This window comes from Candidatus Blochmannia sp. SNP, assembly GCF_036549215.1.
Lineage (GTDB): Bacteria > Pseudomonadota > Gammaproteobacteria > Enterobacterales > Enterobacteriaceae > Blochmanniella.
Map to the genome: position 1 here is coordinate 748,827 of NZ_CP144371.1, position 25,783 is coordinate 774,609.

A 25,783-nucleotide genomic window follows, 5' to 3' on the forward strand; every position below is an offset into this window, starting at 1 on the left:
TATTACCGTATCTTCAAAGTAATTAATCCAAATAAAACCAATATTAACGATATGATCCAAAATCGCACTATAAGCCGAGGTTCTGGACAACCTTTTAATTCAAAATGATGATGAATTGGTGTCATTTTAAATATTCGTTTTCCAAATAATTTGAAATAACTTATTTGTAAGATCACAGATATAGTTTCTATTACAAATACACCACCCATAATTAATAATAAACACTCTTGATGTAACAATACTGAAATTATCCCCAGCGTACCTCCAAGTGACAAAGAACCCACATCACCCATAAATATTTGAGCTGGATAAGTATTAAACCACAAAAATCCAATACCAGATCCGATAATGGCAGCGCATACAATTATTAATTCTCCAGAAAGAGCAAGGTAAGGAATATGTAAACAATGCGAAAAGTATATATCACTAGTTATAGATGCAATTACAGCTAATCCAGCCGTAATTAATATTATAGGCATGATAGCTAATCCATCTAATCCATCAGATAAATTAACTGCATTACTTGTTCCAACAACGACAAAGTATGCTAATACAATATACCAAACACCTAATTGTGGCATAAAATTTTTACAAAATGGCACTACTAATTGTGTAGATACAATGTTGTGGTCTAACGCAAACATAGTAATAATCAATGTTAATGCAATTAATGATTGCCAAAAATATTTGTGCAATGCGCTTAAACCAGCAGTACTTTTCCTTTTTATTTTTAAAAGATCATCAATTAATCCTAATATCCCATATGTTATTAATATAAATGATACATACCATACATATAAATTAGATAGATCAGCCCACATTATTATTACTATAAAAATAGACAGAAGTATTATAATTCCACCCATAGTAGGTGTACCTTGTTTTTGAATATGCGCTTCTGGTCCATTCTCACGTACTATTTGAAAAAAACGTAAATTATGAAATCGTTTAATTATATAAGAACTTATCCCTAAAGAAATAAATAATGCTGACAACAAACTAGCAATAACCCTAAAAGTTAAATGACAAATAATATTAAAATTAAATGAGTATAATACTGATATATCTTTTATCAACCAAAATAACATTTTTTTTCATCCTTGATAGCATTTATTATTTTCTCCATTTTAAAAACACGAGATCCTTTTACTAACACACTAATTGATGTATAGCTAGATAACATTTGTTTAATATAAATAATTAACTTACGTTTATTTCTAAAATGTTTTCCTTTCCTGCACATTTTGGAAATAAAATAACTGGCGCTGCCTATAGTAAGAATTTTATTTATATTTGTTGTTGCGATCAATTTCCCAATATAAGAATGATATTTGATTTCTTTATATTTCCCTAACTCTGACATATCGCTAACTACCAATATGCGATAACCTGGCATTGTGGTTAATACATGAATCGCAGATATCATAGAACCAACATTAGAATTGTAAGTATCATCTAATAATAACTTACCTTCACCTAAAATAATTGGAAATAACCTACCAGGCAACGGTTTTATATTTTCTAATCCAGTAACCACTTCTGATAATCCTGCGCCTACAGAAAATGCAAGAGCGCTAGCGGCTAAAGCATTAGATACATTATGCTTGCCTAACATCGATAGAAATACTGGAGAGGTTCCATATGGACTATGTAAAAAAAACCGCATTCCGTTTTTTTCGGAAATAATATTACTTGCAGAAAAATCCACACCGACATTAGTACATAAAGAAAAATTCCATATAGATTTTCCCCGTAATATTTTACGCCATAAGTACAAAGCATGGCTATCAGCATTTATAATACCTTTTCCGTGTGCATCTAATGCAGAAAAAATTTTCCCTTTCTCTTTTTTTATTTTAGTTAATGACCCAAACCCTAATAAATGTGATGGGTAAATATTATTTACTAAAGCTGAATTAGCAGCAACTATTTTACTTAATTGTATCAGTTCTCCTGGATGATTTGAACCTAATTCAATAATTGCAAAATTGTTTTGTTTAGTTAAACGTAATAAAGTAATTGGAACTCCAACTGTATTATTAAAGTTACCTTGTGTTGCTACTGTATGCCCACAATTCTTTAGTATAGATGCGGTCATTTCTTTTACTGATGTTTTACCACTGGACCCAGTTATAGCAATAACCTTTGCTGATACTCGTTGACGTACCCAATGTGCTAATATTAATAAAGCATAACGAGTATTAGGTACAATTAATTGAGGAACATCTAAAAACATATAACTATTTACCAATAATGCTGTAGCGCCAGAAGCAATTGCTTGGGCGGCAAAATCATGACCATCAAAACGTTTACCTATCAATGCTACAAACATACATTGTTTGCAAATAATATTTGAATTAATAGTAATTGAATGAACGATCAAATCTATACCAACATGTTTTGCATTTAAAATTGGTGCTATTTCATGAAGACTAAATGGAATCATGATAAATTATGTTTATAAATTTTTTTTACTATGTCTTGATCAGAATGATATATGCAATTATTTCCTATAATTTGGAATTTTTCATGACCTTTTCCAGAAATCAATATTATATCCTCTGAACACGCTTGGGAGATGACAGCTCGTATCGCACTATAACGATTTTTAATAATTTTAATATTTTTTTTTGAATATGCTACACCTATACCACACATAATATCATTTATGATTGATTGTGGTTCTTCAGTACGTGGATTATCATTAGTAATAATTATGCAATCAGCAAATTGCTTTGCAACATAACCCATTAAAGCACGTTTACTTGGATCTCTATCGCCTCCGCAACCAAAAACACACCACAATTGGCCACAACAATACCGCCTAATTGAAATCAGTACTTTTTTTAATGCATCAGGAGTATGTGCATAATCTACGATAACTGTAGGATGTCCATGGGAACGAAATACTTCCATCCTACCAACTATAGGTCGTAATTGAAATGATGTATGTACTAATAACGACAAAGGATATCCCAATACCAATAGTGTACCTAAAGCCAATAATAAATTATTAACATTAAATTCTCCTAATAATTGACTATGAATTATCCCACTTCCCCAACTTGAATCAAAAATAATGTCTGTGTAACGCAAATAATAATTAACTTTAATCACAGATATCCATTTACCTTTCCAAAAAAAAGGTAAATTTCCTGTTATGGTTACTGCAACCGCTTGTGGCAAATAATATAACCATTGATACCCAATAAAATCATCAGCATTGATAACATATTTCTCTACATGTAATTCGTTAAATAATCGCCATTTAGACATTGAATATTGTTCCATGTTACCATGATAATCTAAATGATCATGACTTAAATTAGTAAATACAGCAACTTTAAAATATAAAGCATCTACACGATATTGAGATAATCCATGTGATGATATCTCCATAGCAACAAATACGATCTTATCTTGAATAAATTGAGCTAATATCTTTTGAGTATCAATGGCAGAACAAGTTGTATTGTCGGATAAAGAGACACTATCTAATACCCCGTTACCTAACGTACCCATCACAGCACTTTTTTCTCCTAATAATTGAACCCAATTAGCTAATAAATGTGTAACAGTAGTTTTCCCGTTGGTACCAGTTACACCAATTAAGTTCAAAAAACGCGATGGATGATTATAAAAGATTCCTGCTATATCAGATAAATGTTGTGATAAATGATTTACATAAATTACAGGTATTTCATTTTTATTATGACTATATTTTTTATATATTGTTGTATTATTCCAAGAGTCCAACAAAACTGCTGTAGCTCCTTTTTTAATTGCACAATTAATATATAATCTTCCGTCAGTCCTACAACCTTTGACCGCCACAAACAAATTTCCTAGTACAACATCACGACTATCCAATTGTATTCCTGTTAATATGGGGCTATCAGAATTGTTAGAAACATATGGTATAAGAAATTTATATAAATTATGTAATTTATGCATATAATTTTTTATTAAAAAGATTATAGTATTTCTTTCAAATTACTGTAAAAAATCTGGTGCAATGTTCATTATTTTTAATGTATTACTCATAACTGTACGAAACACTGGCGCAGATACCATACTTCCATAATAGTGGCCATTTTTGGGATCATTTATAACTACTGCTAAAGCAAATCTAGGATTACTCGCTGGAGCTACTCCAGCAGCACATGCAATATACTTGTTAATATATTTTCCATGTGATCCTACTGTCTTAATGGTACCAGTTTTTACTGCAACCCGATATCCTTTAATCGTTTCCTGATGATTACTACCTAGTGGTAATGATATAGTTTCCATCATATCTAAAACGGCACGTACTAACGATCTTGGAAAAACTCGATGCCCTACTAATGTCAAAGGAGAATCAACTCGTATGATAGAAAGTGGTTTAGATACTCCCATTCCACCAATAGTAGCATAAACTTTAGCCAATTGTAACGGGGTAATCATTAAGCCATATCCATAAGAAAATGTGGCTCGTTCTATATCTGACCAACATTTATCGTATGGGTATATCCCGCTACTTTCTCCTATTAATCCTATATTGGTCATCTTACCCATCCCAAAATTTAAATATGTATTTACTAAGGCCGTTGCAGGCATGGATAATGCTAATTTAGAAACGCCAACATTACTAGATTTTTGTAATATTTCTCTAATAGTTAATTTATCACGATATATTACATCCTTGATCTGATATCCATCAATCATATAAGGAGATGTATTAATAATAGTACCTGTTGTTATTATGTTGTGTTTTAATGCAGCCATAATTACAATGGGTTTTACTGTTGAACCTGGCTCAAATGCATCAGTAATAGCGCGATTACGCATAACGGATCTATTAGTAATAGATAAATTATTTGGATTATATGATGGACTATTTGTCATAGCCAAAATTTCCCCGGTACTAATATCTATTAAAACTATGCTACCAGACTCGGCTTTATTTATATGTATAGCATTATTTAATTCATGATATGCTAAGTGTTGCAGACGTTCATCGATACTTAAAACAATATTTTGAGAAGCTCGACCATCTTCTACAGTAGTTTCTTCAATTGTTCTACCAAATCTATCTTTTCGTATTACTTTTGTTCCAGGTTGACCAGATAACCAAGTATTAAAGCTTTTTTCTATACCTTCGATACCTTGACTATCTATATCTGTTACTCCTATTAAATGAGCAGTTGTACGCCCGGCAGGATAATATCGTTTTGATTCTTGTTGTAAATATACCCCCGGTAATCTAAGTTGACTAATACACTGAGAAACAGAAGGATTTATTTGTCGCGCCAAATAAATAAAACGTCCTGTAGTATGATTACTAATAAGAGATGATAATTTATCCAATGATATATCTAATATTTTAGATAACGCTGTCCAACGACGGATATCAGAAGAGATGCCACCATTCCTATTAATTTTATGAGGATCTACCCAAACAGAGTCAGCCGGTATACTAATTGCTAGTAATTGGCCCATTCTATCAGTAATAATACCTCGAGTGAATGAGATACGTTGCACACGTAATGAACGCATGTTGCCTTCATTAATTAACTTATTAGAATAAATAATTTGTAAATAAGTTAATCTTAATAGTAAAATAATTAATATAAAAAAAATACAACTGTATAATAAGTTAAAACGTTTACTGCTTAAAATTATTTGGAAATTATAAGGTTTAAACTTCATATAACATATATTAGATCATCGTATGATGATCTATAACATTTAATAAATAATTTTTATATATCAACATACATTTCATTAAGTCAGTTGAACATATTATTTTGTGTTGGATCTACATAATGCATTTGTAGTTCATTTATAGCAATACATTCAATACGACTATGGTCAGATAATATTTTTTCTTCAAGGATCAAATTTCTCCATTCAGTATCTAAAGCATCTTTTTCCAAAAAAATTTTTTCTCGATCCATAATCATTGATCTAGTATTATAAGTTACTAAAATTACTAACATTGCCGAAGTTAACACTAACAACAATAAAAATAATTGCTGTTTACCATAAAAAAATAGATCATTATAAATAATATTAACAAGGTTATATTGCCTTTTTTTCATCATATTTAAATCATTAATTTTTCAGCATAACGTAATCTCGCGCTGCGAGCACATGTATTTCTTTCAATTTCTTTTTTTGAGGGCATTAATTTTCCCATATCTTTTAGTTTATATTTACTTTTATATTGACTAAATATTTGGTAATCTGTTAATGGAATTTTAGGAGGTATAGACACAACACAACTATGATCACGAATAAAGTACTTTACTAAGCGATCCTCCAAAGAATTAAAACTAATTACTACTAATCTTCCTCGTGTAGATAGCATCCCTAACGAATCTTCTAATACCTGTGCTATTTCTTCCAATTCATTATTAATATACATCCTAATTGCTAAAAAACTTTTAGTTGCAGGATGCTTATACACGTTGCGATATGGAACGATATCACATATTAATTTAGATAAAATAATGGAACGTACAATAGGTTTATATCGTCTTGTAGATATAATAACTTTAGCAATAATTTTAGCGAATCTTTCTTCTCCGAAAGTTTTCAACACCCAAACAATGTCTTCCAACGAAGCTTTTGATAACCACTCAGCAGCAGATTGTCCACTACTAACATCCATACGCATATCTAAAGGACCGTCTCTCATGAATGAGAACCCTCTGTTGTCATCATTCAATTGAAGCGTGCTCACCCCTAGGTCCAACAGAATGCCATCTACCGATCCAGTAAGCCTCATATTTTCAATATGTTTATGTATTTTGGAAAATGTACTGTGTATTATTGTAAACCTACTGTCTTGCTCAGCTATTATTTTCCCAATTTTTATGGCTGATAAATCTCTATCAACTGCTAATAAACGTCCTTGTTTAGTTAATTTAGATAAAATTAACTTAGAATGCCCTCCTGAACCAAATGTTCCATCAACATATACTCCTGTTGAATTAATATTTAATGCTTGTATCGCTTCTTCCAACAATACACTTTTATGGTCATAGTTAATATGAAATATGCACATAATGATCAAAATATAAACACGTCACATATGTATACTTAAATTTTATAAATATAAAGCATCTGATTATGATAAAAATTATTAATTATGCAACATTCTATGCTTCATTATACTTAGTGTCTATAAAAATATTTAATAATTGTAATATATTCTGATACCTATATCTGAAGTATTAAAATACACTTATTTTTATTTTAAAAATATGCAAAATACATCATCATTATAAGTAAAATAATACAAAAATTAGCTCTAAAATACTATAATATTACTATTATAATACCCTATTTCTGTCGTATTAGTAGTTGACAAGTAATATTCAATAGACTTAAAATAAGTTTAATGTAATAAATTATTATTTGAATCTGATATTGTTAGTTATAGTGTATATATGATTATAAAATATTATGCATATATTTGTTTTTAACATTCATGAGACATGGATAATCTATGAGTCAACAAGTCATTATTTTTGATACAACTTTACGAGACGGGGAACAATCTTTACAGGCGAGTTTGAATGTAAAGGAGAAGTTACAAATTGCTTTTGCTTTAGAACGACTAGGGGTAGATATTATGGAGGTTGGATTCCCAATATCTTCTCCGGGAGATTTTGAATCAGTACGTACAATAGCTAAACAAATAAAAAATAGTTTAGTATGTGCCTTAGCTAGATGTGTTGACAAAGATATTGACATTGCAGCAGAAGCATTAAGAGTTGCCAAAAACTTTCGTATTCATATATTTTTGCCCACCTCAGCTGTGCATATTCAATCTAAATTGAATAAAAATTTTGATCAAATTATAGAAATGACCATTCATGCAATACATTATGCAAGAAAATACACTGATGATATAGAATTTTCTTGCGAAGATGCTGGACGTACTACTATAGATAATTTGTGTCGTATTGTGGAAATTGCTATTCAATCTGGAGCAAGTACAATTAATATTCCTGATACAGTAGGTTATACAACTCCATATCACTTTGGTCAAATTATCGCTTCTCTATATAATCGTGTTCCTACCATTGACAAAGCTATTATTTCAGTACATTGCCATGATGATTTAGGCATGGCAGTAGGTAATGCCATTTCAGCCATACAAGCAGGAGCTCGGCAAATTGAAGGTACTATAAATGGTATTGGTGAACGAGCAGGAAATACTGCACTAGAAGAAGTAATTATGGCCATTAAAGTGAGAGAGGATTTATTAAATGTACACACTAATATTCATTGTCAAGAAATTTATAGGACTAGTCAAGTAATTAGTCAATTATGCAATATGCCTATTCCAGCCAATAAAGCAATAGTTGGGTCAAATGCTTTTGCTCATTCTTCAGGTATTCATCAGGATGGTATATTAAAAAATAGAAGAAATTATGAAATCATGACTCCAGAAAGTATTGGTTTAAAAGATGTTAAATTAAATCTTACATCTCGATCTGGGAGGGCGGCGGTAAAATATCATATGCAGGCAATGGGTTATCAAGAAAGTGATTATGACATGGATAAGTTATATGATGTTTTCTTAGAATTGGCAGATAAGAAAGGACAAGTGTTTGATTATGATCTAGAAGCTTTAGCATTTATTAATAATCAACAAGAACAATCAGAATTTTTTAGATTAAAGTGTTTTGATGTACATTCTAGTTCTTCTGGCATTGCTACCGCTTTAGTAAAATTATATTGTGGGAAAAACATATGCGCTTATTCAGCAACTGGGAATGGACCGATAGATGCGATTTATGAGGCATTAACGTGTATTACAAAATTATCTATAAATTTAGAGAAATATCAACTTAACGCAAAAGGGCACGGTCGTAATGCATTAGGGCAAGTAGATATTGTTGTATCGTATGAAGGTCGTAATTTTCATGGAGTTGGATTAGATACAGATGTAATAGAATCTTCAGTTAAAGCTATGATCCATGTTTTAAATAACATTTGGCGTGCAAAACAAGTAATAATTCAACGAAAATACTTACAAAAAGATAGTCATTAATAATTTTAAAATCTTAAATATTTATGAATATTAATTATCGAATTGCAATATTACCAGGGGATGGTATTGGACCAGAAATTACAAAACAAGCGTATAAGGTTTTAGATGTAATAAGGAAAAAATTTCAAGTCAATATTATTACTACAGAACATAAGGTAGGAGGAGATGCAATTAATAATGAAGGCACTCCTTTGCCTAATAGCACTTTAAAACATTGTGAACAATCAGATGCAATACTGCTCGGAGCAGTGGGAGGACCGCAGTGGGCACATTTAAAAGGATCAAATGGACCAGAGCAAGGTGCCTTATTAGCTTTACGAAAGCATTTTAATTTATTTGCTAATTTAAGACCTATATATCTTTCTGCTACATTAAAGGAGTTATCTCCTTTAAATATAAAAATAATTCCAGATGGAATCGATATTATATGTGTACGTGAATTAATTGGAGGTATTTATTTTAGCAAACCACAAGGACGTTCAGGCGAAGGTTCGCATGAATATGCTTTTGATACTACCATTTATCATCGATTTGAAATAGAACGCATTGCTAATATTGCTTTTAAATTGGCTCAAATGAGACGTAAACATGTGTCTTCTATAGATAAAGCTAATGTACTTCATACTTCTATGTTATGGAGAGAAGTGGTATCACAGATTGCAAAAAATTATCCAGATGTTGAATTGGAACATTTATATGTCGATAACGCTAGTATGCAATTAATCAAAAATCCATCTAGGTTTGATATTATTTTATGTTCAAATTTATTTGGCGATATCTTATCTGATGAATGTGCCATGATAAGTGGATCGATTGGTACACTACCTTCTGCTAGTATTAATGAGTGTAACTTTGGTTTGTATGAACCTGCTGGAGGATCTGCTCCAGATATTGCAGGTAAAAATATTGCTAATCCTATTGCACATATTCTTTCTACTGCATTGTTATTTAGATATAGTTTAAAATTAAATCATATTGCAATTGCAATCGAAAAAGCAGTTTCTCAAGCGTTAACGTTGGGATATCGAACGTTTGATATAGCATCAGAATACGACAAAAGCATAAGCACTAATGCAATGGGCGATATCATAGCTTCTTTAATTCAAAATAAAAGAGAAAAATAATATGGGAAAATCCTTATACCAAAAACTATATGATATGCATATTGTATATGAAAATAAAGATGACGTTCCAATATTATATATTGATCGACATTTGTTACATGAAGTTACATCTCCACAAGCTTTTGAAGCACTGCGTTTAAAAAAACGTATAGTTAGACAACCCAATAAAACATTTGCTACTATGGATCATAATGTTCCTACTACAACAAAAAATATCAATATTTCTGGAAACATGGCTAAAGCACAACTAGATAGATTGACGAAAAATTGCAAAGATTTTGGAATCAAATTATTTGATTTGGATCATCCTTATCAAGGAATAGTTCATGTATTAGCTCCAGAGCAAGGAATGACATTACCTGGTATGACTATTGTATGTGGAGATTCTCATACTGCTACTCATGGAGCTTTTGGTGCTTTAGCATTTGGAATAGGAACTTCAGAGATAGAACATGTGTTAGCAACACAAACTTTAAAACAAATTCGATACAAATCTATGCGAGTGAACTTATTGGGTGTTATTGCTCCTCAGATTACAGCTAAAGATATAATTTTAGCAATCATTGGAAAAATTGGGCATGGAGGAGGATCTGGTCATGTAGTAGAATTTTGTGGGTCTGTTATTGATTGTTTAACTATGGAAGAACGTATGACTCTTTGCAATATGGCCATTGAAATGGGCGCAACTTCTGCTTTAATAGCGCCAGATAAAACTACTTATGATTATTTAAAAAATCGTGAATTCTCGCCAACCGGAAAAAACTGGGAACAAGCATTATTATATTGGAAAACATTATATTCCGATCATGATGCCCATTTTGACAAAACATTTAATTTTGATGTATCTAATGTTAAACCGCAAATAACTTGGGGAACTAAGCCTAGTCAAGTAATCTCTATTGATCAACCGATTCCATCTTTAGAATCTTTTATAGATCCTATAGAACGTAATTCTGCTGAACGAGCTTTAGCTTATATGAAACTCCAACCTAATACTTATTTAACGGATATTTCTATTGATAAAGTATTTATAGGATCATGTACTAACTCACGTATTGAAGATTTGCGTGCAGCAGCACAAATCATTAAGGGACGTCGCATTTCTGATAGTACACAAGCAATAGTAGTACCTGGATCTAAATTAGTGAAAAAACAGGCGGAAGAAGAAGGATTAGATAAGATCTTTATACAAGCAGGATTTGAGTGGCGGTTACCTGGTTGCTCTATGTGTTTAGCTATGAATAATGATAAACTTAATATAGGCGAGCGTTGCGCTTCTACTAGTAACCGTAATTTTGAAGGTCGGCAAGGTCATGGGAGTCGTACTCATTTAGTAAGCCCGGCAATGGCAGCGGCCGCTGCCATTGCCGGGCATTTTGTAGATATCCGAAAATAAAACCAATAATATAAGGATGTATATACATGTCTCAGTTTATTCAGCATACCGGGATAGTTTTACCGCTTGACATTGCTGATGTCGACACTGATAACATAATCCCAAAACAATTTTTACAAACTATTACTCGTGTTAATTTTGGATTATATTTATTCTTTAATTGGCGCTTTCTTGAAAATACACCTAAAATTTTGAATCCAAATTTTATATTAAATAAACCATGTTATAAAAATGCTAGCATTTTACTAAGTCAAAGAAATTTTGGATGTGGGTCATCTCGTGAACATGCAGTATGGGCACTGATAGATTATGGATTCAAAGTTGTCATAGCACCAAGTTTTGCAGATATCTTTCATAAAAATAGTTTTAACAACCGCTTATTACTTATAACTTTATCAGAAGTGCAGGTAAACGATTTATTTAAAGAAATTTCAATACGAAAACAAGGTATGTCCTTGACTATAAATTTATATGAACAAATTATTTATACATATGATAACAAAAAAAAATATTTATTTAAAATAAATGATTTTTATAGAAATTGTATGCTTAATAATATAGACGATATTAATTTAACTTTACAATATAATGCTGCTATTAAGAAATATGAAGACAATCAGCCATCCTATTTAAAATAAACACCTTAACAAAATATAATATATTATAGTATTTTTTATATAAATTAAAATGAAAATAAATATTAAAACCATCTAAAATATATAATTTTCGATTATTGTAATAATTTATTTTATATTATCTAATTAACAATCAATTTATCTGAATATATAGGTATGATAGATCAATTATTGAAAATAAACACAATTGAAGGAATATTATTTAACCCACATAATCAAAAAATTTAAACAAAATAACTACTATAATTTCGTGTTATTCCAATAGACACATGTTAGTATCTTTTTATATATGAGAAAAATAACACATCTCTATTAAATAAGAAACATAAAAGTAATATTGGGGTATATAAATAAAAGTTATATTTTCAAATTTAAGAATTCTTATACACAAACACGTATTACTTGTCAAAGCTATAATAAAATATTTCAATAACATTATTTAATTAATACGAAGTGCGTATCTAATAGTTAAATATTATATATTATTTTTAGCTCAATCAAAAATTTCGTCTTTTTGATAAAATATGCATCAAAATAGTTTGATCGATAGAATTAGGTTTTTTAAAAAAAATTTCTTTAGTTTAATTTTTTTTATATTCTATACTCAATTTTATTTTTTAGCCTGTGCGTCTGATTGTATACACATTCCTATGATCAGCAATTCTTTTTATGTTGATCAGCCTATCTATGTGCAATCTGACGAATTAGATATCTATTATCCTAAAAAAATTCAATTTTCTGGACATGTTAGTATTAAACAAGATAACCATATTTTAATGTCTGATAAATTAATAATATCACACAATAAAAAAAATGAATTATTATATAATGCTTTATATGCTTATGGTCATGTAAAGTATAATAGTAATTACATTATGCTAACAGGAACTCATGCTTGGATGAATTTTTATAATAAAAACATAGACATTCATAAAGCCACATATTATTTATTAGAACCGCATATTTATGGTGTGGCAAATTCTATTATGCAACGAGGTAAAAATCGTTATACTATCATTAAACAAGGAAAGTGTACTTCTTGTATTCTAAATGATAATTATTGGAATATTACAGGATCAGAAATGATATATGATCATCATAAACGTAATATAGATATTTGGAATGCATGCCTTAAAATAAAAAAAATACCAATATTTTATACCCCTTATTTATCATTACCTTTACGACAAAATAATATTTTAGGATACTATATACCTAGTGTTAAATACAGTAATAAACAAGGGTTAGGATTTAAAATACCTTGTCCTATTATTAATTTTTCAAAACATTATTCAGGAAGTATTGCTCCATGTTACACATCTAACTTAGGAGCAAAATTAGAAACAGAAATACGTTATTCAATTAAACCAGGAACTGGATTATTAATTTTAGATATCATAGAAAATCAGAAAATACATAATAAAAAATTTGATAATAATTATTTCAGTAGTAATTGGCAACTATATTGGAAACACAATGGTATCATGAATAAAAAATGGCATTTTTATTCTGATTATACTTTAACTACTGCAGATTTTAATAATTATATTGATAATACTAATGTACCAGTATATATATATTCTAATAACGACTATATGAATCAAAAAATTTTATGTAATTACAGCGATAAAAATTGGAATACTAGTTTTGTTTACTTTGGTATTACAAATATTAAAACAACGACGATCCAAAGTTATTATAACTATAATGCAACTCCTCAATTAGAATTAAATACCTATTATAATAATATCAAAAAACAACCGTTTAATTTTAAATTATTTAGTCAATTAACTCAATTTATACCTGTAAATTATAATTTTCCAAAAACAATCAGAATACATACAGAACCAACTTTAAGTTGGCCAATAAATAATTGCTGGGGCAGTTTTAATACTGAAGCAAAATTGAGAATGACACATTACCGACAAAAAAATATTAATTACTATAACAAAACACAGCGCATGGATTATTTTTTGCAAAATACAGTCAATCGCCTTATTCCACAATTTAAAATCAATGGAAAAATGATTCTTAAAAAAAAAACATATGTTTCTAAAAAATATAAAAGTTTCTTAGAGCCACAATTTCAATATTTATATATACCGTATCGTTTTCAAGACAACATTGGTATATATGATACTAATATGATTCATATAGATCACAAAAATTTATTTCATGATTCTATCTGCAGTGGGTTGGATCGTATTTTACCTGCTAATCAAATTACAGGAGATATCACGATACGGTGTTTTAAGAAAAAAAATGAATTTTTTTGCGCGTCTATAGGACAAATCTTGAATTTTACACAATTTAATACTAAATATCCAAAAATAACTAAATATAGATATCATATTCCCAATATCAAGTTATTTTCAGGAACAAGTCGTTGGAATATTAATAATTATTGGAATACAAGCACTGAAATACAGTATGATTTTCTGCACCATACCTTATCTTTTGGAACTATAATATTGGAGTACACAGGAAAAAATAATCAAGTGCTACAAACACATTATCGATATGTCAACGAAAAATATCTTGAAAAAATATTACCAAAAATTAACGAATCAACTTACTATAAAACGATTGCTCAATTAGGTATTCTCACTTGCTATCCATTATTTAATAATTGGAAAATAAGTTGCTCACATTACCATAATATAAAAACTAATCAATTTATTGATCAAACAATAGGAATACAATATCATACCCCATGTTGGGGAATTAATATATCTTATGAACGAAAAATTATTGATTGGATCAATCAATCGAATCATCATACATATGATAGTAAAATACGATTAGATATTAAATTGTACAATTCTACATCAGATTTTAAACAACATCTACATAAGATGTTAAATATTAGTATTTTACCGTATCAACATATCTCCTAATTTTATATATACCTTCATAAAGGATTTGGAATTTATACTCACACAATATTATTAAATTATTTATGAAATTTTGGAAAACATTAATTTTAATATTTATAATAAATACAAACATTGTTTTTGGAGAAATGAAAACAACAGACAAAATTGTAGCTTTAGTAAATCATCATATTATATTAGATAGCGATGTTCGAAACAGTATGTATATGATTCAAGAACGCATTTCTAACATTGATAACAATGAATTACAATATGTAATATATTATCAGCAAATACTAGACCAATTAATTACAGATAAACTCATTTTTCAGGTCGCTACTCAGCAAGAGATTACAAATAATTATACTCAGCTCAATCAGGCGATTTATCGTATTGCAAATCTATACGATATGACACTAAACCAGTTTCGTACATACTTATATAATATTGGTCTAAATTATGAAAAATATTGTACACAACAATATCAAGATATGCTTAAAATCAGTATATGTAATCGTATTATTTATCATCGTGCTAATATACTTACTAATGAAATAAATAAAGTTGTTAGTCAATCAAAAATAATTGATTTTAATAAACAATTTAAGTTAAGACATATCACATTTTCATTACCAATACAACCAACTCAAAACCAAATAAACACAATAGAATGTTTTGCAAGATTGTTAATTAAAGAAAAAGAATTTAATAAAAATAGTAATATTAAAAAATTAATACGTCTTTATTCCACTAAAGATATGCTGCAAATAATTAAAGTACAAGAAACAGAATGGATTTCATGGCAGGATATACCAATTATTTTTGATCAATATTTACAAACAATAGAAAAAGGCGATATTATTGGTCCTATTTTATCTCATGATGGAATACATCTTGTAGAAGTAAAAGATATACGTTATAAACAACTGATGTTTCCTGTTACTAAAATTAAAGCAAAAATATTTGGTGTGAAAGATTCATGTAAAAATATAAACGTAGTAAAACAACTGTTGCAGATTAAAGAACTTGTTGAAAAAAACAATACTACGTTTGATATAATTACTAAAGAAAAACTAAAAAATATATGTTTTGATAATTATGAAGAAGATATAATATATAAGGATTTAGATGACTTTGAACCATCCATACGAAAAGCTTTAATTACTCTAAAAAATAATGACATTAGTATGCCAATGCATATTTATAATGGATGGTACTTAATTCAGTTAATAGATTTTTCCGTATTAGATTATACTGCAATAATACATGAACGTGCTTATTTACATTTATTAAGTAAAAAATTTAATGAAATTATGAAATATTGGATACAAGAATTACGATCTGCATCATATATTAAGATCCTTAATTAAATGATTAAAACAAATAAAAAATTTCAACGAATTGTTATTACTACAGGAGAACCCGCTGGGATCGGTCCTGATGTAATAATTATGAGCGCACAAAAAAAATGGCCTGTAGAATTAGTTGTATGCGCAGATCCTCGTTTGCTGTTAGATAGAGCAAGTCAAATAAATTTGCCTTTAAAATTACGTTCTTATCATGATAAAAAAACTGCGTCTCCTTGTATACCCGGAGAGTTATCTATATTAGAAATATTACTTCCAAAAAAATCTGTACCTGGTCAATTAGATGTTGATAATAACGATTATGTTATTAATACTTTAAAAAGAGCATCGCAAGGATGTTTAAATAAAGAATTTTCAGCATTAATTACTGGACCCGTGCATAAAGCTATCCTTAATAAAGGAAATATAGCATTTCGTGGACATACTGAATTTTTATCTCACATGAACAAATGCAATAAAACTGTCATGATGTTAAGTAATAGCAAGCTTAAGCTACGTGTTGCATTGGTCACTACTCATATACCTATATCATCTGTTCCAAAAGTAATTACTCAAAAATCTCTTTGTGATACTATTTCTATTCTTGCTAAAGGGTTAAACCAATACTTTGGTATTCTATGTCCTAGGATTTATGTATGTGGTTTAAATCCTCATGCTGGAGAATCTGGGTATATAGGAAAAGAAGAAATTGAAACTATTATACCTGCTCTAAATATTTTAAAAAAAAATACCAATTATGAAATAATAGGACCTTTGTCAGCTGACACAATATTTCAATCAAAATACATACAACATGCAGACGTAATATTAGCTATGTATCATGATCAAGGATTACCTATATTGAAGTATTCTGGGTTTGGTCAATCAGTAAATATTACCTTTGGATTACCTTTTATTAGAACTTCTGTGGATCATGGAACTGCTCTCGAATTATCTGGCACAGGGTTAGCGTTACCTAATAGTATGATGATGGCTATCACAGTTGCAATTAGTATGGCAAATAAACTTCATGAAAAAAATTTACTATTATAAAAATCATTTTATACAAAAAAAATGGGGTCAAATCTTCCTTAGCGATCAAAACATTATTAATGCTATTATTAAATCTATTAATCCTAAAAAATATCAAAAAATAGTAGAAATTGGACCTGGATTAGGCGCATTAACCAAACAAATTTTAAACGCTATAGATATTGATTTCTTGATATTAATAGAACGCGATTCTAATTTAGTTAATCGATTAATTCAAACATTTAATAAAAAAATTAAAATTTTTAATCAAGATGCAATGACAATAAATTATTTTGATTTATCCAACCAAGTCGGACAAAAACTACGGTTAATAGGAAATTTACCTTATAATATAGCTACAGAATTAATCATATATTTATTCAGGTATGTTAATGTAATTGATGATATGCATTTTATGTTTCAAAAAGAAGTAGGCAGACGAATTTGTGCAGGCCCTAATAACAAAGAATACGGAAGACTAAGCATAATAACACAGTATCACTACAAAATTATTCCATTATTTAAAATACCAGCAACTTCTTTTGTTCCTATCCCAAAAGTAGAATCTTTAATGATGCGCTTCATTCCACACACGAATGCTCCTTACCCCATAATCGACGTAAAAAAACTATCTTTACTTACTAAATTAGCATTTAGACAAAGACGTAAAACTCTGCGCAACAGCTTATCTACATTTTTTAACCAAACAGAAATAATACAACAAGGAATAAATCCAACATTACGAGCAGAAAATATTACCATTAATCAATATTGTGCACTGACAGCTATATTAAATAACAAATAAACTTAATTTAAAATGATGTTTTTATTATATATATCTAAAATACAATCATTCATGTTTGTATTTTAGATAATTAAGTGATATAATTCTTTTTGTGTTGGTTATATTTTAGTTATTGAAATCTTTTGTTAAAAGATTTCAATAACTGGATAGTTTATATAAAAATAGTCATTTTATAATTGATAGCTTCTTTAATAAAAAAAGAAGCTTATTATTTTGTAAATAAATTTATCTTGTAAATTAAATATTTTTTAAATGAAAGATTTTTATCTAAATATAAAATATAAAACTTATAATAATATATTATAAGTTACCGATTATTTAATAATAAAATTTATAATCAAAAATGTCTACTTATTTTATTGGAGATGTACATGGATGTTATAAAAATTTGAAAACTATGCTGGATCGTATATGCTTTGATCCTAATATTGATACTTTACATTTAACTGGAGATTTAATAGCAAGGGGGCCTAGTTCATTAGAGGTATTACGTTTAATCCACAATTTCCGCTCAAGTGCTCGCCTAGTATTAGGTAATCATGAGTTGCATTTGTTAAAAACATATTTTGGAATGGATAATAAAAATCATAAAGATTACTTCAATGCAATATTAAATGCTCCGGACTTAGAAGAATTAATGTATTGGCTACGCCATCAACCTATGCTTTTCATAGATGAAAATAAAAAAATAATAATGACACATGCGGGAATTAGTCCTAATTGGGATATTCGCGCTGCTAAAAAATATGCCCAAGAAATAGAAAAAATTCTAGTCAGCGATAATCCTTATTTGATTTTTAAAAATATATATAAAGATATATCTGATTTACATAAGATTCAGATAAATAAAAAAAAATTGGCACAGATACAAGAACACATTAATGTATTTACCCGAATGCGTTATGTTTATTTAAACGGAAAATTAGATTTTAAATATAAAGGTGCACCCAAAAATGCTCCAAAAAATATTTATCCATGGTTTTCTTTGAAGAAATTAATAGATCCTACATATAACATAATTTTCGGACATTGGTCAGCATTAAAAAGCATACAAGTTCCTTCTGGTATTTATGGTTTAGATTCTGGATGTTGTTGGGGAGGTGCACTTACTTTGTTGCGATGGGAAAATAAAGAAACTATCTGTATACCTTGTACTCCACCTGCATAAAACGCTCAAAAATAAGAATTAAAATCTTGACGATTCTATATAAATATTTCATATAAACTGAAATAAATTAACAATTATATTTAATCCATCGATATTTTTAAGAAAATATAGCTTATTGATCCAAAATATAATTAATTCTATCGCTATCGGCATCATAGAATACTTTTAAAATTAGCTATAATGGTCTTATTCAAGACGTTCTAGGATTTTAAAATTTAAGTAATTAAAAAATCTATCATTTACTTTGTAAAAACTATTAAAAATAGATTTCCATTCTTTTATATCATAATCAGGAAACCAAGAATCACCATCGATATCAATAATATTATTGATATATGTTAAATATAAACGTTGAGCATAAGGTAAAAAAATATTGTATATTGTTCCTCCCCCAATTACCATAACTTCGTATGTATCTTTTACTAAAGATAAAGCATAATCTGGATTATCTACCATAAAAACATCATTATAGTTATTTGTTGGATTACGACTTAAAACAATATTCAATCTATTTAGTAGCGGTTTTTTACCTATTGACTCAAATGTTTTACGTCCCATAATAACTGGCTTATGAAAAGTATGATACTTAAACCACTTAATATCTACAGGAAAATACCAAGGAATAACATTTCCTTTTCCAATTACATGATTGGTGGTTAATGCAACAATTAAGCTAATGATCATATATAAAAGATTGTAATATGTATTAAATTAAACAAAATATTTTTAAAGAATATCTAATTACATCAGCAAAAACTTTATTAGGAAGTATACATTATAATTACATCTATTATTATATATTATTAATTATAATTAATGTTCTATTTTAGAATGCATATCTTGAATTGATATAACGTGTTCTGTAGTATCAACAGTTGATGATATTGCTGCAGCAAAACTTCCATTTATTGTAGTACCGTAATGAATATTATGTTGCAGCGCAATACGACATAGCAATGTAGCATTATTACCGCTAACTCTATCTGTTGAAGTAGTATCTACAACATAACTATATTCGCCATTCTTAATTTTTTTATGAATATATGTATTAGCTATATGCACTGGCCTAATCATTTGAGAAACAATTCCAACGCTTTCTAACATCTTTGCCGTTTCATATGAAACATCTAATATAAAACCATTTTGAATAAATTTAGCAACTAAATCTATTGCTTTACTTGTATCTCTTTTAGATAATGATAATAATATATTACCATGTTTTTTAATATAAGATTGACTACTTACCGTTGCTTTAGCAAATGCTTCTTCAAAAGTACGTCCGATACCCATCACTTCCCCTGTAGATCTCATTTCTGGTCCTAATTTTGGATTTATGTCAATAAATTTATTAAATGGCAACACCACTTCTTTCACTGAGAAATAAGGAGGAATCACCTCATTTATAATACCTTGATCAAATAAAGATTGTCCAATCATTACTCTAGTCCCAATTTTTGCTAACGCTATACCAGTAGCTTTAGATACAAACGGAACTGTACGTGACGCTCTTGGATTAATCTCAATTATATAAATTTCATTTTTTTGTATCGCAAACTGTATATTAACTAAACCTTTTACATTAAATTTGAATGCTAATTTTTTTACTTGACACCTTATCTTATCTTGGATACATTTGTTTAATGTATAAGCCGGTAAAGAACATGCTGAATCCCCAGAATGTACTCCTGCGTATTCAATGTGTTCCATAATTCCTCCAATAAACACCTGCTGTCCATCACAAATAGCATCTACATCTACCTCAATTGCATTTTCTAAAAAATGATCTAATAAAACTGGAGCATTATTAGATACTTTAACAGCATTTTTAAAATAGCATAATAATTCTTTTTTATTATATACTATTTCCATAGCTCTACCTCCTAAAACATAAGAAGGCCTAACTACCATAGGATACCCTATAATTTTGGCGTTTTTTAAAGCTGATTCTAATGATGTAACAGTAACATTGTTAGGTTGTTGTAATCCTAAACACTTTATTGAACGTTGAAATCGTTCTCTATTTTCTGCTTGGTCAATTGCATCTGGACTAGTACCTATAATAGATATTCCAGCTGCTTCCATTGCTTTAGCTAATTTTAATGGAGTTTGTCCTCCATATTGAACAATTACACCCATTGGTTTAGTAATACGTGTAATCTCTAAAATATCCTCTAAAGTAATTGGTTCAAAATAAAGCATATCTGATATATCATAGTCAGTAGAAACAGTCTCGGGATTACAATTTACCATGATTACGTTATATCCGTTTTCACGCAATGTTAGTGCTGCATGCACACAGCAGTAATCAAATTCAATACCTTGCCCAATTCGATTAGGTCCTCCTCCTAATATCATGACAGTTTTATTATTTTGATTAGATTGGAATTCACACTCACCATCATAAGTAGAATACATATAAGAAGTATCAGTAGAAAATTCTGCCGCACAAGCATCGACATGCTTATACGCAGGATGTATATTATACATAAATCTTAATGCGCGAATCTTATTCTCTGATACACCTGTTAATTTCCCTAATCTTGCATCAGAAAATCCTTTCTTTTTAAAAAAATATAATCGATTTCTATTAAGGTATGATATACCTGCAGATATTACATCATTTTCTAATTGTATTAATTCTTCAATTTGAGCCAAAAACCAACGATCGATATTAGTTAAATGAAAAATTTGTTCTAAAGACATTCCATACCGAAAAGCATCAGCAATATACCATATTCTGTTACTGCTAGCATTTTTTAATTCATATTTAATAGTATTAAATATTTTAGGATGATCTAAATTAATTTTGGAATCTAATCCTGTTACTCCTATTTCTAGTCCACGTATTGCTTTTTGTAAAGATTCTTGTTGACTACGGCCAATCGCCATCACTTCACCTACTGATTTCATTTGAGTTGTCAATCTATTATTGCGCCGTCCTGGAAATTTTTCAAAATCAAAACGAGGAATTTTAGTTACTACATAATCAATAGATGGCTCAAAAGATGCAGGAATCTTACCATTTGTAATATCATTCGACAATTCATCTAGAGTATATCCTACTGCTAGTTTAGTAGCTATTTTAGCTATAGGAAATCCAGTTGCTTTTGAAGCTAATGCTGATGACCGTGATACTCTCGGATTCATTTCAACAACAACAAGTCTTCCATTATTTGGATTTACTGCAAATTGTACGTTAGCACCACCAGTCTCTACTCCAATTTCACGTAATACCATTATTGAAGCATTTCTCATAACCTGATATTCCTTATCAGTTAAAGTTTGAGCTGGCGCCACAGTAATAGAATCACCAGTATGGATACCCATAGGATCAACGTTTTCTATAGAACATACAATTATACAATTGTCTTTAATATCACGAATTACTTCCATTTCATATTCTTTCCAACCAATTAAAGATTCATCAATTAAAAGTTCATGATTAGGAGATAAATTTAATCCATATCTGCAAAGCTTTTTAAATTCTTCTTTAGTATAAGCAACACCGCCTCCGTTTCCTCCTAAAGTAAAAGAAGGACGAATAATACAAGGCAGTCCAATTTTTTCTAAAGTTACCATAGCTTCATTTATGTCGTGCACAGTTTCAGATCGGGCTATATCTAAACCAATTTTTTTCATAGATTTTTGAAATTTTTGGCGATCTTCTGCTTTATAAATTGAATCTATTGTTGCTCCAATAGTTATGATATTAAATTTTCTTAAAATTCCGTGACGTTCTAAATCTAAAGTGCAATTTAAAGCAGTTTGTCCGCCCATAGTTGGGAGTAGTGCATCTGGACGTTCTTTTTCAATAATTTTAGATATTATCTCCCATTGAATTGCCTCAATATAAGTTGCATCAGCCATATCAGGATCTGTCATAATTGTAGCAGGATTAGAGTTTACTAAAATAAGACGATATCCTTCTTCACGTAATGCTTTACAAGCCTGCGCTCCAGAATAATCAAATTCACAGGCCTGCCCGATAATAATTGGCCCAGCTCCCAATAGCAAAATACTTTGTATATCGGTTCTTTTTGGCATGTTTGTACTCTCCAAACATATTTTATTGATTACGATAATTTTTAATTAATTCAATAAAATGACTGAATAATGATGATGTAGCATCGTGAGGCCCAGGACTAGCTTCTGGATGACCTTGAAAACTAAAAGCAGGTTTATTAATATGGTGAATACCTTGTAATGTTCCATCAAATAATGAAATATGTGTTATTCTTAAAGTATCAGGCAAAGTTTTTTTATCTACCACAAAATTATGGTTTTGAGCGGTTATTATAACTTTATTTGTTTCTATATCTTTGACTGGATGATTAGATCCATGATGACCAAATTTCATTTTTATTATTTTTGCTCCATTAGCTAGTGCTAATAATTGATGACCTAAACAAATTCCAAATAACGGTATTTTAGTGGTATTTAAAAAAATTTGAATGGAATTAATCGCATATCCATATGCATTTGGATCTCCAGGCCCATTAGCTAAAAAAATTCCATCTGGTTTCATATCAATTATTTCACGCGCTGTAGTATGTGCCGGGACTACAGTTAATAAACAACCATAGTCTACTAATATACGCATGATGTTTCGTTTAATACCAAAATCATATACTACAACACGATAAGGTAAACTTAATGGAGTAACGAATACTCCAGATTTGATATTCCAAGTGCCTTGATTCCATATATATTGTTGAGAAGTACTTACTTTATGAGCAAGATTAAGTCCATGTAATCCAGTAAATTCACGAGCTCTACGTAATGCTAAAGTAGCATTAGGAACATCACGAGCAGTAATGCAGCCATGTTGCATTCCTTTTTCTCGTATTAATCGAGTTAATTTACGAGTATCTACTCCAGCGATACCAACAACATTTTGTTGTATTAAATAATCTGAAAGAGTTAACGTATGACGAAAATTACTAACAGTAATTGCTAAATTATGAATAATAAGTCCTCTGACCTGAATACAAGAAGATTCATTATCAAGTTCATTGGTTCCAACATTCCCAATATGAGGATAAGTTAAAATTACTATTTGATACGCATAAGAAGGATCAGTAATTATTTCTTGATACCCAGTCATTGATGTGTTAAATATTACCTCTCCTACTGTTTCGCCTTCAGCTCCTATTGCGTATCCATAAAATTGATTGCCATCTGCTAATACTAATAAAGCCGGTTTCATCAAAATACCTCTATATTTCTCAGGTAAATTAATCATTAAATATATAATTTATATTTAATTTATTAAAGGAAATTGATGAGTCAAATATTAAATTATAATTAATATTATAGTATAATAAAATAAAACATGTGTAAATCTTATTTACACATGTTTTATTTTATTATTAATTTCCAAAATGTTTTAACATTAATTAAAATGTATAACTATACTATTAGTATCTCTATCTACTTAAGTGATTATAATAATGTATTTATTTCTAAAGTATCTCCTATATCAAATAATCCTATTTTATCACGTCCCAACCAGATAGCAGAATGTAACGCCCCGCTAGCAAAGATTATACGATCTGACGCCTTATGTGTTATTTCTAAACGTTCTTCTGGTCCTATAAATAAAACAGTATGTTCTCCAATAATGTTCCCAGCACGTATCGAATGAATTAAAACATCACGATCAGAAGATGTTGATGATGAATATGTTGTATAATCAACATCACAATCCATAACTTTGTTAGATCGGACAGATCTCAATGCATTTACAATAGTATTTTGCATCATTAAAGCAGTTCCAGATGGAATATCACGTTTTTTATTGTGATGCGCTTCAACAATACTGATATCTGAATTATTGCCCATAATATGCGTAATCTTATGTAATAATCTTGATATTAATGCTATACCTATACTAAAATTAGAAGAAAAAACAATTCCTATTTTTTGAGATGCATTTATAATAAAACGCTTATGAGCTTGATTAAACCCAGTCGTACCAATAACTATATTTTTATTATTATTGGCACAAAATTTTAAATATTCCATAGATATACTAGGAGCAGTAAAATCTACTAAAACATCAAAGTCATCTTTAACTAATTCGAGATCATCAGTAACTGTTATACCTAAAGTATCAGTTTTCATTAACTTCCCAACATCCATACCACAAACACTGGAATTTGAACGTGCTATAGCAGCCCCTAAAATAATTTCTCGACTAATTTTTTTTCCTCCCTCAACAATAATACATTGTATTATTCTTTTGCCCATACGTCCGGTTACTCCCGTAACGGCAATACGAAGAAGTGCATCATTCATAATTTCATATACCCTATAATAGTACTTATTATATAGAAAAACGTATAATCGTAATTTG

General features: G+C 29.3%; 19 protein-coding genes. 9 read left to right on the forward strand and 10 right to left on the reverse strand.

Translation table 11 applies throughout. The annotated features are described in order from the left end of the window. Nucleotides 1–2 precede the first annotated feature (2 nt). The 6 genes from mraY to rsmH all read right to left on the reverse strand — a co-directional run bounded on the left by mraY (nucleotide 3) and on the right by rsmH (nucleotide 7,051). Entirely contained in the window at nucleotides 3–1,088 is a 1,086-nt protein-coding gene (gene mraY / locus VOI34_RS03180; protein WP_331828410.1) for a phospho-N-acetylmuramoyl-pentapeptide-transferase, read from the reverse strand. Beyond that, on the reverse strand, nucleotides 1,073–2,446 hold the full coding sequence (murF, locus tag VOI34_RS03185) for a UDP-N-acetylmuramoyl-tripeptide--D-alanyl-D-alanine ligase (protein WP_331828411.1): 1,374 nt from the start codon (nucleotides 2,444–2,446) through the stop codon (nucleotides 1,073–1,075). The genes mraY and murF overlap by 16 nt, the downstream gene beginning before the upstream one ends. After that, a complete protein-coding gene (gene murE, locus VOI34_RS03190) occupies nucleotides 2,443–3,954 on the reverse strand; it encodes a UDP-N-acetylmuramoyl-L-alanyl-D-glutamate--2,6-diaminopimelate ligase (protein ID WP_331828412.1) in 1,512 nt (503 codons plus the stop codon). The genes murF and murE overlap by 4 nt, the downstream gene beginning before the upstream one ends. Before the next feature lie 39 nt (nucleotides 3,955–3,993). Then, on the reverse strand, nucleotides 3,994–5,691 hold the full coding sequence (ftsI, locus tag VOI34_RS03195) for a peptidoglycan glycosyltransferase FtsI (RefSeq protein WP_331828413.1): 1,698 nt from the start codon (nucleotides 5,689–5,691) through the stop codon (nucleotides 3,994–3,996). Nucleotides 5,692–5,771: 80 nt separating this feature from the next. Continuing rightward, complete coding sequence (ftsL, locus tag VOI34_RS03200) at nucleotides 5,772–6,086, reverse strand: cell division protein FtsL (protein WP_331828414.1); 315 nt, start codon at nucleotides 6,084–6,086, stop codon at nucleotides 5,772–5,774. Nucleotides 6,087–6,088: 2 nt separating this feature from the next. After that, nucleotides 6,089–7,051: a 16S rRNA (cytosine(1402)-N(4))-methyltransferase RsmH gene (rsmH, locus tag VOI34_RS03205; protein ID WP_331828415.1), complete on the reverse strand. Its 963-nt coding sequence runs from the start codon at nucleotides 7,049–7,051 to the stop codon at nucleotides 6,089–6,091. Nucleotides 7,052–7,495: 444 nt separating this feature from the next. On the opposite strand from rsmH, the gene leuA reads away from it, so the two are divergent. The 9 genes from leuA to VOI34_RS03250 all read left to right on the forward strand — a co-directional run bounded on the left by leuA (nucleotide 7,496) and on the right by VOI34_RS03250 (nucleotide 19,428). Further along, nucleotides 7,496–9,049, forward strand: coding sequence for a 2-isopropylmalate synthase (leuA, locus tag VOI34_RS03210; protein WP_331828416.1), 1,554 nt, complete (start codon nucleotides 7,496–7,498; stop codon nucleotides 9,047–9,049). Between the two features lie 23 nt (nucleotides 9,050–9,072). After that, nucleotides 9,073–10,173 (forward strand): 3-isopropylmalate dehydrogenase, encoded by a 1,101-nt coding sequence (leuB, locus tag VOI34_RS03215; protein WP_331828417.1) that lies wholly within the window; start codon nucleotides 9,073–9,075, stop codon nucleotides 10,171–10,173. A gap of 1 nt (nucleotide 10,174) precedes the next feature. Beyond that, nucleotides 10,175–11,569 carry a 3-isopropylmalate dehydratase large subunit gene (gene leuC / locus VOI34_RS03220; protein ID WP_331828418.1) on the forward strand — a complete coding sequence of 465 codons (1,395 nt, stop codon included), beginning with the start codon at nucleotides 10,175–10,177 and terminating at the stop codon, nucleotides 11,567–11,569. A gap of 26 nt (nucleotides 11,570–11,595) precedes the next feature. After that, complete coding sequence (gene leuD / locus VOI34_RS03225) at nucleotides 11,596–12,207, forward strand: 3-isopropylmalate dehydratase small subunit (RefSeq protein WP_331828419.1); 612 nt, start codon at nucleotides 11,596–11,598, stop codon at nucleotides 12,205–12,207. Nucleotides 12,208–12,728: 521 nt separating this feature from the next. Next, on the forward strand, nucleotides 12,729–15,101 hold the full coding sequence (gene lptD / locus VOI34_RS03230) for an LPS assembly protein LptD (protein ID WP_331828420.1): 2,373 nt from the start codon (nucleotides 12,729–12,731) through the stop codon (nucleotides 15,099–15,101). Nucleotides 15,102–15,163: 62 nt separating this feature from the next. After that, on the forward strand, nucleotides 15,164–16,447 hold the full coding sequence (locus VOI34_RS03235; RefSeq protein ID WP_331828421.1) for a SurA N-terminal domain-containing protein: 1,284 nt from the start codon (nucleotides 15,164–15,166) through the stop codon (nucleotides 16,445–16,447). Continuing rightward, nucleotides 16,448–17,476 (forward strand): 4-hydroxythreonine-4-phosphate dehydrogenase PdxA, encoded by a 1,029-nt coding sequence (gene pdxA / locus VOI34_RS03240; RefSeq protein WP_331828422.1) that lies wholly within the window; start codon nucleotides 16,448–16,450, stop codon nucleotides 17,474–17,476. Continuing rightward, the gene (rsmA, locus tag VOI34_RS03245; RefSeq protein WP_331828423.1) at nucleotides 17,454–18,260 is read left to right on the forward strand and encodes a 16S rRNA (adenine(1518)-N(6)/adenine(1519)-N(6))-dimethyltransferase RsmA; all 807 of its coding nucleotides are present in this window, start codon (nucleotides 17,454–17,456) and stop codon (nucleotides 18,258–18,260) included. The genes pdxA and rsmA overlap by 23 nt, the downstream gene beginning before the upstream one ends. 343 nt (nucleotides 18,261–18,603) lie before the next feature. Next, nucleotides 18,604–19,428: a symmetrical bis(5'-nucleosyl)-tetraphosphatase gene (locus tag VOI34_RS03250; protein WP_331828424.1), complete on the forward strand. Its 825-nt coding sequence runs from the start codon at nucleotides 18,604–18,606 to the stop codon at nucleotides 19,426–19,428. Nucleotides 19,429–19,614: 186 nt separating this feature from the next. Here VOI34_RS03250 and folA read toward each other — a convergent pair whose 3' ends face one another. The 4 genes from folA to dapB all read right to left on the reverse strand — a co-directional run bounded on the left by folA (nucleotide 19,615) and on the right by dapB (nucleotide 25,725). Then, complete coding sequence (folA, locus tag VOI34_RS03255) at nucleotides 19,615–20,112, reverse strand: type 3 dihydrofolate reductase (protein ID WP_331828425.1); 498 nt, start codon at nucleotides 20,110–20,112, stop codon at nucleotides 19,615–19,617. Nucleotides 20,113–20,241: 129 nt separating this feature from the next. Then, the gene (gene carB, locus VOI34_RS03260; protein WP_331828426.1) at nucleotides 20,242–23,472 is read right to left on the reverse strand and encodes a carbamoyl-phosphate synthase large subunit; all 3,231 of its coding nucleotides are present in this window, start codon (nucleotides 23,470–23,472) and stop codon (nucleotides 20,242–20,244) included. Nucleotides 23,473–23,494: 22 nt separating this feature from the next. Beyond that, nucleotides 23,495–24,637, reverse strand: coding sequence for a glutamine-hydrolyzing carbamoyl-phosphate synthase small subunit (carA, locus tag VOI34_RS03265; RefSeq protein ID WP_331828742.1), 1,143 nt, complete (start codon nucleotides 24,635–24,637; stop codon nucleotides 23,495–23,497). 233 nt (nucleotides 24,638–24,870) lie between these two features. Next, entirely contained in the window at nucleotides 24,871–25,725 is an 855-nt protein-coding gene (dapB, locus tag VOI34_RS03270) for a 4-hydroxy-tetrahydrodipicolinate reductase (RefSeq protein WP_331828428.1), read from the reverse strand. Between the last annotated feature and the right edge of the window lie 58 nt (nucleotides 25,726–25,783).